Annotated in this window: 13 protein-coding genes; 10 read left to right on the forward strand and 3 right to left on the reverse strand. The window is 68.0% G+C overall.

From position 1 onward, the window contains the following. Positions 1–15 precede the first annotated feature (15 nt). The 8 genes from B7495_RS04000 (at position 16) to B7495_RS04035 (ending at position 10,473) form a co-directional block, all read left to right on the forward strand. Positions 16–810 carry a DUF2993 domain-containing protein gene (locus B7495_RS04000; protein WP_088455434.1) on the forward strand — a complete coding sequence of 265 codons (795 nt, stop codon included), beginning with the start codon at positions 16–18 and terminating at the stop codon, positions 808–810. A 145-nt stretch (positions 811–955) separates the two neighbouring features. Then, a complete protein-coding gene (gene lysA, locus B7495_RS04005) occupies positions 956–2,422 on the forward strand; it encodes a diaminopimelate decarboxylase (RefSeq protein ID WP_088455435.1) in 1,467 nt (488 codons plus the stop codon). Next, positions 2,419–3,756, forward strand: a complete 1,338-nt coding sequence (locus B7495_RS04010; RefSeq protein ID WP_088455436.1) for a homoserine dehydrogenase — start codon at positions 2,419–2,421, stop codon at positions 3,754–3,756. The genes lysA and B7495_RS04010 overlap by 4 nt, the downstream gene beginning before the upstream one ends. Then, on the forward strand, positions 3,756–4,877 hold the full coding sequence (thrC, locus tag B7495_RS04015; protein ID WP_370028224.1) for a threonine synthase: 1,122 nt from the start codon (positions 3,756–3,758) through the stop codon (positions 4,875–4,877). Before B7495_RS04010 ends, thrC begins: the two co-directional genes overlap by 1 nt. After that, positions 4,874–5,827, forward strand: a complete 954-nt coding sequence (thrB, locus tag B7495_RS04020; protein WP_088455437.1) for a homoserine kinase — start codon at positions 4,874–4,876, stop codon at positions 5,825–5,827. The genes thrC and thrB overlap by 4 nt, the downstream gene beginning before the upstream one ends. Before the next feature lie 325 nt (positions 5,828–6,152). Further along, a complete protein-coding gene (rho, locus tag B7495_RS04025; RefSeq protein ID WP_370028257.1) occupies positions 6,153–8,804 on the forward strand; it encodes a transcription termination factor Rho in 2,652 nt (883 codons plus the stop codon). Beyond that, a complete protein-coding gene (gene prfA, locus B7495_RS04030; protein ID WP_088455438.1) occupies positions 8,804–9,883 on the forward strand; it encodes a peptide chain release factor 1 in 1,080 nt (359 codons plus the stop codon). The genes rho and prfA overlap by 1 nt, the downstream gene beginning before the upstream one ends. A gap of 107 nt (positions 9,884–9,990) precedes the next feature. Then, the gene (locus B7495_RS04035) at positions 9,991–10,473 is read left to right on the forward strand and encodes a GNAT family N-acetyltransferase (protein ID WP_088455439.1); all 483 of its coding nucleotides are present in this window, start codon (positions 9,991–9,993) and stop codon (positions 10,471–10,473) included. Positions 10,474–10,480: 7 nt separating this feature from the next. Here the strand turns inward: B7495_RS04035 and B7495_RS04040 are convergent, their stop codons facing one another. The 3 genes from B7495_RS04040 to cysK all read right to left on the reverse strand — a co-directional run bounded on the left by B7495_RS04040 (position 10,481) and on the right by cysK (position 13,180). Beyond that, complete coding sequence (locus B7495_RS04040) at positions 10,481–11,494, reverse strand: isopenicillin N synthase family oxygenase (protein WP_088455440.1); 1,014 nt, start codon at positions 11,492–11,494, stop codon at positions 10,481–10,483. 127 nt (positions 11,495–11,621) lie between these two features. Further along, entirely contained in the window at positions 11,622–12,200 is a 579-nt protein-coding gene (gene epsC, locus B7495_RS04045; protein ID WP_088455441.1) for a serine O-acetyltransferase EpsC, read from the reverse strand. 41 nt (positions 12,201–12,241) lie between these two features. Beyond that, positions 12,242–13,180 carry a cysteine synthase A gene (cysK, locus tag B7495_RS04050; protein ID WP_088455442.1) on the reverse strand — a complete coding sequence of 313 codons (939 nt, stop codon included), beginning with the start codon at positions 13,178–13,180 and terminating at the stop codon, positions 12,242–12,244. 217 nt (positions 13,181–13,397) lie between these two features. Here cysK and prmC point away from each other — a divergent pair, with 217 nt between their 5' ends. Further along, a complete protein-coding gene (prmC, locus tag B7495_RS04055; RefSeq protein WP_088455443.1) occupies positions 13,398–14,240 on the forward strand; it encodes a peptide chain release factor N(5)-glutamine methyltransferase in 843 nt (280 codons plus the stop codon). Beyond that, the gene (locus B7495_RS04060) at positions 14,237–14,728 is read left to right on the forward strand and encodes an N-acetyltransferase (RefSeq protein ID WP_168195283.1); all 492 of its coding nucleotides are present in this window, start codon (positions 14,237–14,239) and stop codon (positions 14,726–14,728) included. The genes prmC and B7495_RS04060 overlap by 4 nt, the downstream gene beginning before the upstream one ends. The last annotated feature ends 92 nt before the right edge of the window (positions 14,729–14,820 follow it).

The following is a 14,820-nucleotide window of genomic DNA, read 5'->3' on the forward strand; positions in this document are numbered from 1 at the left end:
CCGGAGCGCTCCTTCGTGACGAGCTCGACACTGCCCAAACGCCGCCGGCCCGCTCGCCGGCTGCTGGTGACGCTGGTGGTGTTGCTCGCGCTGGTGGGCATCTACTTCGCCGCCGACGCGGGCCTCCGCGGCTACGCGCAAGACCGCATCGCCAACGAGATCGATGCCGGCCTGCCCGCCGGTGTCACCGGCGACGTCGAGGCGGCGATCGGCGGCACCTCGGTGATCGCGCAGTACCTCACCGGCAGTTTCGAACGTGTGGAGCTCACCGCGCCGACCCTGACCGTCAACGGCGTGCCGGCATCCGTATCGATCGTCGCCACCGGCGTGCCCACCGACACGACCCAGCCCATCGACCATGTCAACGGCACCATCGACCTCGACCAGGCCGCCCTCAACACTTTGCTGCAGTCCGCACTGGCCGAAGCGGATGCCGCCCCTGCCGCGCGCAACGCGGAACTCGAGCTCGGCACCGACCAGGTCACCTACACCGGCGAGCTGAGCGTGTTCGGCCTGGCCGTCGGCTACCAGGCCACCGCGACCCCCAGCGTCACCGACGACTCACTCGTGCTCACCCCGACCGACGCGCGGGTGACCTCCGGTGCCGGTGGCCTGGACGTGAGCGGGCTCCTGGACCTGGTGCTCGGCAACGAGCCGATCAGCGTGTGCCTGGCCGGTTACCTGCCGCAGGGCGTCACACTCAGCGACGTGCAGACCACAGCGGAGCGCGCACGCATTACGCTGGAGTCGAGCACATTGACGCTCACCGAACAGTCGCTCACCACCCTGGGCAGCTGTTCCACCGCTTGATTCGGCGCGCGCAACTCGCAGTCGCTAGAATTCCGGTAGATTCCCGCGCCTCTTTCGGCGCGTCTCTTCGCTGGCTTCAGGGACCAATCCGGGTTCGCTCGCCACTTCGTGAGACACCCACTTGACTCCTGTGAGGTTTTCACCCGTGGCCCATAATCCACTCGCCCCCGAGTGGCTCAGCTCTCCAGCTGATGCCAACACGCTCGCCGACGGCCTCTGGCCCTCCTCCGCGCACCGCTCCGTCGCCGGTGCGATCACGATCGGCGGCGTCAGCGCCCCCGAGCTGGCGGCCCAATTCGGCACCCCGCTGTACGTGATCGACGAGACGGATGCCCGCACCCGCGCCGCGGAGCTGCGCGCAGCGTTCGACACCGAGTTCGCCCGCATCGGCACCACCGTCAAGGTGTACTACGCCGCCAAGGCGTTTCTCTCCACCGAGGTCGCCCGCTGGATGGTGGACGCCGGCCTGAACATCGACGTCTGCAGCGGCGGCGAACTCGCCGTTGCCCTGGCCGCCGGTGTTGAACCCGGCCGGATCGGCTTTCACGGCAACAACAAGTCGCGCGCCGAGATCGACGACGCCACCCGCCTGGGTGTGGGCACGATCATCATCGACAGCCCGGTCGAGATAAACAGGGTCGCCGCGGCGGCCGCCCGGCACGGGGTCGTGCAGAACGTGCGCCTCCGCGTGAACAGCGGCGTGCACGCGCACACCCACGAATTCCTGGCCACCTCGCACGAAGACCAGAAGTTCGGTGTGGTCTTCGAGGACGCCCCGGCCCTGGTCGCGGCGATCCGCGCCGAACCGAGCCTGAACTTCCTCGGCCTGCACTGCCACATCGGCTCACAGATCTTCGGCGTCGACGGCTTCGCCGAGTCGGCGTCGCGCCTGCTCAGCCTGCACGCCGAGCTGCTGACCGACGGCCCGGTACCCGAACTCAACCTCGGCGGCGGCTTCGGCATCGCCTACACGAGCACCGACGATCCCAGCCCGATCGCCGACTTGGCCGCCGGCCTGGCCGACATCGTCGCCGCCGAATGCGCGCGCCGCGGCATCGCGGTGCCGGTGATCGCCATCGAACCGGGCCGGGTCGTCATCGGACCGGCCGGCGTCACCCTCTACGAGGTGGGTACCACCAAGCCCGTGCGCATCGGCGAGAACACCCGGCTCTACGTGAGCATCGACGGCGGCATGAGCGACAACGCCCGCCCCGCGCTCTACGGCGCCGAGTTCTCGGTGCGGCTCGCCGACCGGGTGTCGGATGCCGAGCCCGCGCTGGTGCGCATCGCCGGCAAGCACTGCGAAAGCGGCGACATCGTCGTGGACGCCGACTACCTGCCCGGGGATGTGGCGCCGGGAGATCTGGTGATGGTGCCCGCGACCGGAGCGTACTGCTGGTCGTTGGCGAGCAACTACAACTATCTGGGACGGCCGGCCGTTGTGGCCGTCGTAGACGGAAAGGCCAGGGTCATCGTGCGCGGGGAGACGATTGACGACTTACTGGCGCGGGACGCAGGTCTAGCGAGGTCGACTCACAAGGTCACGACAAGCTCGACCAACGGAACTGGGGCGACAAGCTCGACCAATCAAATGAAGGAAACTACCCGATGATCGAATACCGCAATCTGCGTGTCGCCCTGCTCGGCGGTGGTTCGGTCGGTGCCCAGGTGGCCCGCCTGCTGCTCGAGCACCGCGACGAGCTCGCCAACCGGGTGGGCGCGAGCCTCGAACTCGTCGGCATCCTGGTGCGCGATCTCGACGCCCCACGCACCGTCGACCTGCCCCGTGAGCTGTTCACCACCGACGCGGACTCGCTGATCCTCGGCGCCGACATCGTCATCGAGCTGATGGGCGGCATCGAGCCCGCCCGCAGCTACATCCTCACGGCGATCAACTCCGGCGCCGACGTCGTGACCGCCAATAAGGCGTTGCTCGCCCAGCACGGTGCCGAACTGTTCGAAGCCGCCGACCAGGTGGGCGCCCAGCTCAACTATGAAGCCGCCGTCGCCGGCGCCATCCCTATCGTGCGGCCGCTGCGGGACAGCCTCGCCGGTGACACCGTCAACCGGATTCTCGGCATCGTGAACGGCACTACCAACTTCATCCTCGACCGGATGGATGTGGCCGGCGACAGCCTCGAAGAAGCCCTGGCCACCGCGACCGAACTCGGCTACGCCGAAGCCGACCCCACCGCCGACATCGAAGGTTACGACGCCGCGCAGAAGGCAGCCCTACTGGCCAGCCTGGCGTTCCACACCAACGTGCCCCTCGAGAAGGTCTACCGGGAGGGCATCACTCAGGTCACCCCGCAGCAGATGGAGTCGGCACGGAAGGCCGGCTACGTCGTGAAGCTGCTCGCGATCTGCGAACGCCTCACCGACCCGGAGACCGGCGAACAGGGTGTCTCTGCCCGCGTCTACCCGGCCATGGTGCACCGCGGCCACCCGCTCGCTTCCGTGCACGGCGCGAACAACGCCGTCTTCGTCGAGGCCGAGGCCGCCGGCCCGCTGATGTTCTACGGCGCCGGGGCCGGGGGAGTGCAGACCGCATCCGCCGTGCTCGGCGACCTCGTCTCCGTCGCCCGCCGCCACGTGATGGGCGGCCCTGGCTACGCGGCCTCCAGCCACGCCGACCTGCCGGTGCTCGACATCGGCAAGGTCACCACCCGATACGCCGTCACCCTCGAGGTGACGGATGAGCCCGGCGTGCTCGCCACGATCGCCGGAGTGTTCAGCAAAAACCACGTCTCGCTCGCGCAAGTCGAACAGTCGATGACGCTCGAGCAGCCCGGAACCGCCAGTCACGAGCCCGTGTCGGGCACAGCTACCCTAGTCATTGGAACGCACGAGGCCACGGAGGCTGCGCTTGCCGCGACCGTGAACGACCTTGCCGCGAACAGTGTCGTCACCAATGTCGCATCCGTTTTGAGAGTTGAAGGAGTCTGATGTCCAGCGAACGAGAGACCGGTCAGCACCAAATGGTCAAGACCCCGTCCCGTCAGTGGCGCGGTGTGCTGCGCGAGTATGCCGACAGGTTGAACGTCAGCGACGCCACCCCGATCATCACGCTCGGCGAAGGCGGCACCCCGCTGATCCCCGCCGCCGCGCTCTCCGCGCGCACCGGCGCCAAGGTCTGGGTCAAGTACGAGGGCATGAACCCCACAGGGTCGTTCAAGGACCGTGGCATGACGATGGCCATCTCCAAGGCCGTCGAAGACGGTGCCAAGGCCGTCATCTGCGCCTCCACCGGCAACACCTCAGCGTCGGCCGCCGCCTACGCCACCCACGCCGGCATCAAGGCCGTCGTGCTGGTGCCGGAGGGCAAGATCGCCATGGGCAAGCTCAGCCAGGCCATCGCGCACAACGCACAGCTGCTGCAGGTGCAGGGCAACTTCGACGACTGCCTCGACATCGCCCGCGACCTCGCCAAGAACTACCCCGTGCACCTGGTCAACTCGGTCAACCCCGACCGCATCGAGGGCCAGAAGACCGCCGCGTTCGAGGTCGTCGAGGTACTCGAAGACGCCCCGGACATCCACATCGTCCCGGTCGGCAACGCCGGCAACTACACCGCCTACTTCCGCGGCTACAGCGAAGAACTCGCTCGCGGCGCCACCACCAAACTGCCCCGGATGTTCGGGTTCCAGGCTGCGGGCAGCGCCCCGATCGTGCTGGGTCACCGCGTGGAGCACCCGGAGACCATCGCCAGCGCCATCCGCATCGGCAACCCGGCGTCGTGGGACCTCGCCCTGAACGCCCGCGAGGTCAGCGACGGCTACTTCGGCGCGATCAGCGACGAGAAGATCCTCGAGGCGTACCGCATCCTCTCCGCCGAGGTGGGCATCTTCGTGGAGCCGGCCTCCGCGATCAGCGTCGCCGGCCTGCTCGAACGTGCCGACGCCGGCCAGATCCCCCAGGGCGCCACCGTGGTGCTCACCGTCACCGGCCACGGCCTGAAGGACCCGCAGTGGGCACTTCGCACCGCGGACGGCAGCGACGTGAAGCCCACGATCGTTCCCGTCGACACCGTCGCCATCGCCGAGCTGCTGGGTCTGGGCCAGAAATGACCACGGCGCTCCCCGTCGTGGGACGCAATGCGCTGGCGGGCCGTTCGGTCGTCGTGAAGGTTCCGGCCACCACCGCGAACCTCGGCCCAGGCTTCGACACCCTCGGCCTGGCCCTTGCGCACTACGACCACCTGCAGGTCGAGGTGACCGACGAGTCCGGCGTGTTCGTCGAGGTGCACGGCGTCGGCGCCGGGGAGGTGCCCACCGACGAGACCAACCTCGTGGTGCGCGCCATCGCGCACACCTTCGCCGCCTACGGGATCCCGTTGCCGGGGCTCAAGTTGGTCGCCGAGAACGTGATCCCGCACGGGCGTGGCATGGGGTCATCCGGTGCCGCCATCGTTTCGGGCATCATGGCCGCCAAAGGCCTGCTCGAGGGCATCGTGGAGATCGACTCCGACGCGCTGCTCGTGCTGGCCACCGAGATGGAGGGGCACCCGGACAACGTGGCGCCCGCCCTGTTCGGCGGCCTGACCATCGCCTGGATGACGCCGGAGGGCCCCAAGCACAAGAAGCTGATGGTGCACCGCGGCGTCTCGCCGATGGTCTTCGTGCCCGTGCACGCCATGTCCACCGCTCTGGCCCGCAGCCTGCAGCCGGAGTCGGTGCCGCACGAGGACGCCGTCTTCAACCTGTCGCGCTCGGCGCTGCTCATCGCCGCGCTCATTCAGAGCCCGGAGCTGCTGCTCGCCGCAACCGAGGACAAGCTGCACCAGAGCTACCGGGCCGCGGCGATGCCGGAGACCAACCGTCTGATCACCCTGTTGCGCGAGCACGGTTTCGCGGCCGTCGTCTCCGGCGCCGGCCCGTCGATCCTGGTCCTGGCCAGCGACCCCGGCCAGCGCCTGGTGGCCGCCGACCTGGTGGCCCGGACGAGCGAGACGCCCTGGGAGACGTTGATGCTGGCCGTCGACTTCAAGGGTGCCACGGTCATCCGCACCGACGCCTAGCTTCGGCCGAGACCAGAGCCCTTTCCCGCCTGACGGGAAGGGGCTCTTCTCGTGTGTCGAGGCACGCGCGCTGCCGACCGAACCTGCTAGAGTGGTTGCGCACCCGATAGAAACCGCCACCGCGGATCTGTTCTCTGGTGTATTCCCTGTAACTCACTGCTATCGCGTTTTTGTGCGTGGCTGTGTGTGTTCACTCCAGTCCGCCACTGTGTGGGACTGGATCACCCGCAGCCCACCGGCGCTGCAACATCTTCTCTGGCCAATTCGTAAGAGCCAGGGGGAAGGATAAAACTTCGTGACCAACGTCAACCTCCACGCCAACGGCGTGGACATCTCACGCCTGACCACCCTTCGCGTCGCCGAGCTTCAGGCTCTGGCGGGCGAACTGGGTATCCAGGGCGCATCCAAACTTCGTAAAGGAGAGCTCGTGGACGCAATCACCGCGAACCAGTCCCACACGACCGAGTCGGCTGCAGCTACCGACGCCGCCGTCATCGACACCGCCGTCACTGACGTACCCGCGCAGGCTGCCCCGGTAGAGGCCGCCGCTGTCGTCACCGACGCCCCCGCCGAGACCGCGCCCAAGAAGCGGGTCTCCCGCCGGGTGAGCACCGCCACGTCGGCTCCCGCCGTCGCCCACGTCAACGCCGACGGAGATCTGGGCCTCGGCCTGATCGTCCCGGAGACCGCGAAGACCCGCAAGACCACGGCCCCCACCACCTACGCCGGTGCCACCGACAACATCGTCGCCGACGCACCCGTCGTGGAGAAGCCGGTCCGCCAGGCCCGCAAGCGCGCCAGCACCGCCACCATCACCGAGGCCGCCATCGCCGAGGCCGTCGCAACCGCGAACGCCGCCGAGGCCGCTGCTCCGGTCGCCGAGACCACCGCAGCCGTCGCCGCCCCGGCCGCAGAGCCCGCCACCGAGACGCAGGCCGGTTCCGGCCGCAACCGTCGCGGCAACGGTCGCAACGAGAACCGCAACGAATCGCGGAACGAAAACCGCAACGAATCGCGCAACGGCGGACGCAACGGCGGCAACAACCGCAACAACAACAACAACAGCGCCGCCACCGCCCGCAACGCCTTCGATGCGCGCAGCATGATCGACGCCCAGAACGCCGAAGACGGCTACGAGGCTCCTGAAGAACTCGAAGCCGCACCGGCCGCGACCGACTCGGCCGACTCCGCCGAGAGCACCGAGTCGCGCATCCAGCGTCCGGAGGGCGTCGTGCGTGCCGAACGCTCCGAGCGTGGCGGACGCCAGCGCAACCAGCGCGGTGCACGCGCCGAGCAGCCTGAGCAGGCCGAACCGACCGAGCAGGTTGAACCGGCTGAGCAGGTCGAACCGGCCGAGCAGTCCGACAGCAGCTCCACCGAGCAGTCCGACGAGCAGGCCGAGCAGCCCCGCCAGGGACGCAGCCGCAACCGCAGCCGCGGCGGCGACCGCAACCAGCAGGGCGACCGCAACCAGGGCGACCGTGGCCAGGCTGACCGTGCCCAGGGTGACCGTGCCCCGCAGACGTCGGATGACCGTGGTGCCGAGCGTGGCGACGACCGCCAGCAGAACCAGCGCCAGGCCGGCAACCGCGGCCAGGACCGCCAGCAGCAGGATCGCCAGCAGCAGGACCGCCAGGGCGACCGCCAGCAGAGCGATCGCGCCCAGCAGGAACGCCAGGGCCAGGACCGCAACCAGGGCCTGGACCGCAACTCCGGCCCGGAGGACGAGCTGAACGGTCGCAACAACCGCAGCCGTTTCCGTGACCGCAAGCGTCGCGGCGCCACCGCCAACGACGACTTCGAGCCCGAGCTGACCGACGATGACGTGCTCATCCCGGTCGCCGGCATCCTCGACGTGCTCGACAACTACGCCTTCGTGCGCACCTCCGGCTACCTGCCGGGTGCCAGCGACGTCTACGTCTCGCTCGGCCAGGTCAAGAAGTACAACCTGCGCAAGGGCGACGCCGTCGTCGGCTCGATCCGTCAGCCGCACGAGGGTGACCAGAACGGTCGCCAGAAGTACAACGCGATCGTCAAGGTCGACTCCATCAACGGCCTGACCGTCGAGGAAGCCGCCAGCCGCGTCGAGTTCCAGAAGCTCACCCCGCTCTACCCGCAGGAGCGACTGCGCCTCGAGACCGAGCCGGGCAAGCTGACCCAGCGCATCATCGACCTCGTCGCCCCGATCGGTAAGGGCCAGCGCGGCCTGATCGTCGCGCCGCCCAAGGCCGGCAAGACCATCGTCATGCAGCAGATCGCCAACGCCATCGCCACGAACAACCCCGAGGTCCACCTCATGGTCGTCCTGGTCGACGAGCGCCCCGAAGAGGTCACCGACATGCAGCGCACGGTGAAGGGTGAGGTCATCGCCTCCACCTTCGACCGTCCCGCCGAGGACCACACCACGGTCGCCGAACTGGCCATCGAGCGCGCCAAGCGTCTCGTCGAGCTGGGTCACGACGTTGTCGTGCTGCTCGACTCGATCACCCGTCTGGGCCGTGCCTACAACCTGACGGCCCCGCCGAGCGGCCGGATCCTCTCCGGCGGTGTCGACGCATCCGCGCTGTACCCGCCCAAGCGTTTCTTCGGCGCTGCCCGCAACATCGAGAACGGTGGCTCGCTCACCATCCTCGCCTCCGCACTGGTGGAGACCGGGTCCAAGATGGACGAGGTCATCTTCGAGGAGTTCAAGGGCACCGGCAACATGGAGCTGCGCCTGTCGCGCCACCTGGCCGACAAGCGGATCTTCCCGGCCGTCGACGTCAACGCATCCGGCACCCGCCGCGAAGAAATGCTGATGAGCGCCGATGAGGTCAAGATCACCTGGAAGCTGCGCCGTGCGCTGGCCGGACTCGAACAGCAGCAGGCTCTCGAGGTCATCCTGGGCCGGCTGAAGGAGACCTCGTCCAACGTCGAGTTCCTGATGCAGGTTCAGAAGTCGATGCCGACCCCGAACGGGTCAGACAAGGATCACTGATGTTCGAGTCTGTCCTGACTCTGCAGGCTGAGCACGACGAACTGCAGTCCCAGCTGGCGGACCCGGAATTGCACGCGAATCCGGCCCGTTCCAAAAAGGTCAACCGTCGTTACGCCGAGCTCAGCCGCATCATCGCGGCGTGGAACGAGTGGAAAGAGATTGGCGACAATCTCGAGGCCGCTCGGGAACTCGCCGACGAGGATGAATCGTTCGCCGACGAGATCCCCGGTCTCACCGACCAGCTGGAGGAGGCAGCCGAGAAGCTGCGTCGCCTGCTGATCCCGCGTGACCCGCTGGACGCCCGCGACGTGATCATGGAGATCAAGATGGGGGAGGGCGGTGCGGAATCCGCGCTGTTCGCCGCCGATCTCCTACGCATGTACCTGCACTACGCGGAGTCCAAGCGTTGGAAAACCGAGATCATCGAGCAGACCACCAGCGACCTCGGCGGAATCAAAGACATCCAGTTGGCCATCAAGGGCAATTCGGCTGACCCCGCCGAGGGTGTCTGGGCGCACCTGAAGTACGAGGGTGGCGTGCACCGCGTTCAGAGGGTGCCGGCCACCGAGTCGCAGGGACGCATCCACACCTCGGCGGCGGGCGTTCTCGTCTTCCCCGAGGTCGATGAGCCCGAAGAGGTCGAGCTGCACCCCAACGACCTCAAGATCGACGTCTATCGTTCCAGCGGCCCCGGCGGCCAATCGGTGAACACCACCGACTCCGCCGTACGGATCACCCACCTTCCCACCGGGATCGTGGTTGCCATGCAGAACGAGAAGAGCCAGCTGCAGAACAAGGAAGCGGGTATGCGGGTCCTCCGCGCCCGCGTCCTCGCCCGGCAGCAGGAAGAGATCGACGAGGCCGCCTCGCTGGTGCGCAAGGGCCAGATCCGCACCATGGACCGGTCAGAGCGCATCCGCACGTACAACTTCCCGGAGAACCGCATCGCGGATCACCGCACCGGGTACAAGGCATACAACCTGGACACCGTGATGAACGGCGCCCTGGATGCCGTTATCGACTCGTGCATCACCGCGGACGAGGCCACGCGCCTCGCCGAGATCGGCGATCACGACTAACACCTGCTGCACCAGAAAGGGCGCCCCTGCTTCGGCCGGGGCGCCCTTTTTTGGTGGCCCGCCGCCCTAAGAAAGCGGTGCGGTCGGGGAGCGCTAGGATCTCAATCATGCCTGGGCCGACCTTTGTCACTACCGACCCGGGTTCAGCCGCTGCCGCCGCCATGTTGTGGGCCTACTATGAGGACATCGTCGGCCGTTATTGGGGGCGGCTCGCGCTGCCCGCTGAGGTCGAGTCCGCGATGGCGGATGAGCCGAGCCACGACCTGCAGGGCGGCACCGGTCTGCTCGTGCTCGGGATGCTGGACCGCGTCCCGGTCGCGTGCGGCGGTGTGCGGTTCGTCGGCGCCGGCATCGGCGAGCTGACTCGCGTCTACGTGGCCGCACAGGCGCGGGGGACCGGCACCGGGGCCGCGCTCCTCGATCATCTGAGCGAGCTGGCGGTGGATGCCGGCCTCACCCAACTTCGGCTCACGGTGCGCACAGACCTCATCGAGGCCCGGCGCCTGTATGCCAGAGCCGGCTACGCGGAGGTCGTTCCGTTCAACACCGAACCCTACGCCGAACACTGGTTCGCGAAGGACCTGCGCTGACCGCTGCCTACTTGAGCAGGTCGGCGTGGTGGATGGCCGCGACGTCCGGGTGCGCGCGCATCCGGCTCTTCAACGAGTTCTCGCCGTAGGTGGTGAAGATCGGGTTCTCCGGGTCCACGGTGATGCCGGGGGCGTGCAGTTCCTCCGGCAGGGTGAGCACCGGGATGGTGGCATCCAGCGCCGGGCTGTAGAAGAACGGGATCGAGATGCGGTCGTCGCCGATCAGCGGCGAGATCACCCTGTGCACCGTCGCCTTGAGGTAACCGTCGGTTGCGACCTCGAGCAGCTCGCCGATGTTCACCACGAAGGCGCCGTCGAGCGGGGGAGCGTCGATCCACTCGCCGTCTTTCTCCACCTGCAGCCCGCCCTTGCCCGGCTCGACGAACAGCAGCGTCAGCACGCCGGAGTCCTTGTGGGCGCCTACGCCCTGCCGCGGGGTGGGGTCTGACTTGCCGGGGTAACGCACGATCTTGATCAGCGTGGACGGCTTCACCGCGAACGCCTCGTCGAAGACGTGCTCGTCGGCTCCGAGGGAGAGGGCCCAGGCCTGCATCAGGCGCAGCGCCACGGCGTTGAGCTCCTCACGCCAGGAGGTCATGACCTCTTCCAGCGCGGGCAGGTTCACCGGCCACTGGTTGGGGCCCTCCAGGCGGAGATAGTCGGCGCTGTCCGGGGTGAGCTCCAGGGCGGGGCGCTCCGGTCCGATGTCGATCTGCTCGCGCCAGTCCACCTTGCCCTGGGTGAGTTCGCCGCCCACCCGGGTGTAGCCGCGGAAGTGGGGGCTCTGCAGGTTCTCAATGGCCATCTTGTCGTCCTCGGGCAGGTTGAAGAAAGCCCGTGAGGTGGTCATCACCCGTTCGATGAGATCGGCCGGCACACCATGCCCGGTGAGGTAGAAGAACCCGTACTCGTGGGTGACTTCGCGCAACTGGGCGCGGAAGGCCTCGGCTTCCTCCGCTCCGGCGTCGAGGCGGGACAAGTCAAGGATCGGGAGCGTCGGTGCGGCGGCTGAGGTTGTCATGACAACTATTCTGCCAACAACCAAACGAATTCAGGCCGGTGTTACACCGGATTGCCGAGGTCGAAGAATCTGCGGGTGAACGTCCGCGGTGACGCCCGTGTTCGCAGAAAACCTCGGCGAGCCGGGTTCAGTTGCCGGATTTGAGCAGGCCCCGCGCTGCCTTGATTTCCTCGGCGGAGCCGTGCTGCGCGCGCGCGGGGATTCCGAGCAGGATCGACCGGGCCGGGGCGTCCTTGGTGACGACGGCGTTGGCACCCACGGTGCTCCATTCGCCCAGCGTGATGGGGCCGAGGATCTTGGCGCCTGCGCCCACGGTGACCCCGTCGTGCAGATGGGGGTGCCGCCGGGCACCGACAACAACCCCGTGCCGGCTCTTCCCGCCCAGGGTGACCCCGTGGTACAGCATCACGTCGTCCCCGACCACGGCGGTCTCACCGATCACGACGCCCATGCCGTGGTCGATGAACAGTCGCCGGCCGATGGTCGCCCCGGGGTGGATCTCCACGCCGGTGAGGAACCTGGTGAACTGCGACAACAGCCGGGCCGGCAGGCGCAGGCCTGCCAGCCACAGCCGATGTGTGATCCGGTAGGCCCACACGGCGTGCACGCCGCTGTAAGCGAGCACGACCTCCGCCTTGCTGTGCGCGGCAGGGTCGTGCCTCTGCGCCATCGCGATATCCTCGCGAACGCGTGCGAACACTCCCATGCCGGGCACCTGTCTGTAGTCGATCGAGCAGCGGATGGTGCCTAGTCGACGAGGTCTTCGTACAGGACTGTGCTGATGTACCGCTCGCCGAAACCGGGCACGATCACGACGATGGTCTTGCCGGCGTTCTCGGGCAGCTTGGCCTGCTCCAGAGCGGCCCACACTGCGGCGCCTCCCGAGATTCCGGCGAGGATGCCCTCTTCGGTGGCCAGGGCGCGGGCCGTGGCGACGGAGTCGGCGAGGGTCACATCGGTGACCTCGTCGTAGACGTGGGTGTCGAGGACGCTCGGCACGAAGTTGGCGCCGATGCCCTGGATCTTGTGCGGGCCGGGGGCGCCGCCGGTGAGGATAGGGGAGTCCTTGGGCTCTACACCGATCACGCGGACGGACGGCTTCCGCTCCTTGAGTAGCTGGCCGGCGCCGGTAATGGTGCCGCCGGTTCCGATTCCCGCCACGAGCAGGTCCACGGCGCCGTCGGTGTCGTCCCAGATCTCCACCCCGGTGGTGGCCTTGTGGATGGCCGGGTTCGCCGGGTTGTCGAACTGACGGGCCCAAATGGCGCCGGGGGTGGCCGCGACGATTTCCTTGGCCTTCTCCACCGCGCCGCGCATGCCCTCTGAGCCGGGCGTGAGCACAAGCTCGGCGCCGTAGGCGCGCAGCAGGATCTTGCGCTCCTTGCTCATGGTCTCCGGCATCGCCAGGATGACCGAATAGCCGCGGGCGGCGCCGACCATGGCCAGGGCGATGCCGGTGTTGCCGCTGGTGCCCTCCACGATGGTGCCGCCGGGCTTGAGCTCACCGGAGGCTTCGGCGGCGTCGACGATGGCGATGCCGATGCGGTCCTTGACGCTGCTGGACGGGTTGTAGAACTCGAGCTTCGCGAGCACCGTCGCAGTGGAGGTGCCGGGCAGGCGGTTGAGCTTCACCAGCGGGGTGCCGCCGACAGTTTCGGTAATGTCTGAGTAAATCCGTGCGGACATCGGTAGACCTTTCCTGGGGCTCTCCTGGAGCCGACTGGTGCGGATGCTCCGCAGGTGGGTGGTGCCGTAACGAAAGCCGTGCTCTGGCGCGCCTCGTTCAGCCTAGAGCCCCGACGATACCCAGTGGGTGCCCCGGAGTTGCGTAAGATTCCAGTTTGTGACGCCTTCCCCTAGCAACTCCGGCTCCCTGTCCGATATTCCAACGACGATCGAGCGGATGCGGGCCTTCGCCACCTCGGCCCTGACCGGAGCGGGAATCGAAGGCGCCGAGATTGACGCCGACCTATTGATCGGTCACGTCCTCGGTCAGAGCCGCGGGCAGGTTCAGGCCGGCGCCATTATGGGCACCGTCCTCAGCGACACCGATGCGGCAGCCATCGTCGCCCTCGTTCAGCGGCGTGAGAAGCGCGAACCCCTGCAGCACATCACCGGTCGGGCGCCGTTCCGCGGTCTCGAACTCAACGTGGGACCAGGGGTCTTCGTGCCGCGCCCCGAAACAGAGGGGGTCGCCCAGCTGGCCATCGACGCCCTGCGTTCGATGGCCGACCCCGAGCCGATCGGGGTGGACCTGGGCACCGGCAGCGGCGCCATCGCCCTGGCCCTGGCCACCGAGGTGCCGCACGCCCGCGTCTATGCCTGCGAGAACTCGGCCGACGCGTTTCCGTGGACCAGCCGCAACTTCACCGAGGTGGCCGCCGAGAACGCCACCCTGGTCTTCGCCGACCTCGCGGGCGCCTTCACCGAGTTGAACGGCACCGTCTCCGTGGTGGTGTCCAACCCGCCCTACATCCCGGCCGACGCCATCCCCCGCGACCCCGAGGTGCGGCTGTTCGACCCGGCCCACGCCCTCTTCGGCGGGCCGGACGGCCTCGACATCGTGCGCCTGGTGTCCCAGACGGGCCTGCGCCTGCTGCGCGCCGGGGGAGTGCTCGTGATCGAGCACGGCGAACTGCAGGGCGCCGAGATCCGTGCCCTCCTCGACGCCGACGGCTGGCGGGCCACCGCTACCCACCGCGACCTCACCACCCGAGACCGCAGCACCACGGCCCTGCGCCCGTGAGCGTGCACACGACGGGCGAACTCGCGCTCCTCGGTAAGGAGCAACTCGCGGGCTGGCTACTCTCGAGCACCGCCGACTACGTCAACGACCTGGAGGCAGGCGGGCTCAGCCGGGCTGCGGCCGAGAACAAGGCCAACGAATCCTCCCGGCGCGAATTCCCGGGTGGAGTGCCCGCCGCCGGTCAGCACGTCTACGCCATCACGGTGGCGGGCGAGCAGGTTGGCGTGATCTGGCTTTCTGCAGGGCCGGCGGATGACCCCACCAACTGGTGGATCCTGGACGTCGTAGTCTTCGAGCAGTTTCGGGGCCGTGGACACGGCCGCCTGGCGATGCAGCTGGCCGAGACCGAAGCCGCCAGGCACGGTGCGGCCAAGCTCACCCTGAACGTCTTCGCGCGCAATGCCACGGCCCGGGCCCTCTACGCATCCCTGGCGTACGCGCCCACGAAGATCGTGATGGAAAAACACCTCCCTGCCCCCGCGAACTGAGAGAAAAGCCCCCAAAACGCGCCAAAACTGGGGCTTAACTCATGGTTCGCGGGCCCCGAGCCCGGACCCTCACAGGCTGGCTGCACTAGAAT

This window comes from Cryobacterium sp. LW097 (assembly GCF_002205495.2).
GTDB lineage: Bacteria > Actinomycetota > Actinomycetes > Actinomycetales > Microbacteriaceae > Cryobacterium > Cryobacterium zongtaii.

Coding starts and splice junctions, on each gene's coding strand:
- thrB (WP_088455437.1), top strand. CDS start 4,874: ATGACCACGGCGCTCCCCGTCGTGGGACGCAATGCGCTGGCGGGCCGT.
- B7495_RS04035 (WP_088455439.1), top strand. CDS start 9,991: ATGCCTGGGCCGACCTTTGTCACTACCGACCCGGGTTCAGCCGCTGCC.
- thrC (WP_370028224.1), top strand. CDS start 3,756: ATGTCCAGCGAACGAGAGACCGGTCAGCACCAAATGGTCAAGACCCCG.
- epsC (WP_088455441.1), bottom strand. CDS start 12,200: ATGGGAGTGTTCGCACGCGTTCGCGAGGATATCGCGATGGCGCAGAGG.
- B7495_RS04040 (WP_088455440.1), bottom strand. CDS start 11,494: ATGACAACCTCAGCCGCCGCACCGACGCTCCCGATCCTTGACTTGTCC.
- prfA (WP_088455438.1), top strand. CDS start 8,804: ATGTTCGAGTCTGTCCTGACTCTGCAGGCTGAGCACGACGAACTGCAG.
- cysK (WP_088455442.1), bottom strand. CDS start 13,180: ATGTCCGCACGGATTTACTCAGACATTACCGAAACTGTCGGCGGCACC.
- B7495_RS04010 (WP_088455436.1), top strand. CDS start 2,419: ATGATCGAATACCGCAATCTGCGTGTCGCCCTGCTCGGCGGTGGTTCG.
- prmC (WP_088455443.1), top strand. CDS start 13,398: ATGCGGGCCTTCGCCACCTCGGCCCTGACCGGAGCGGGAATCGAAGGC.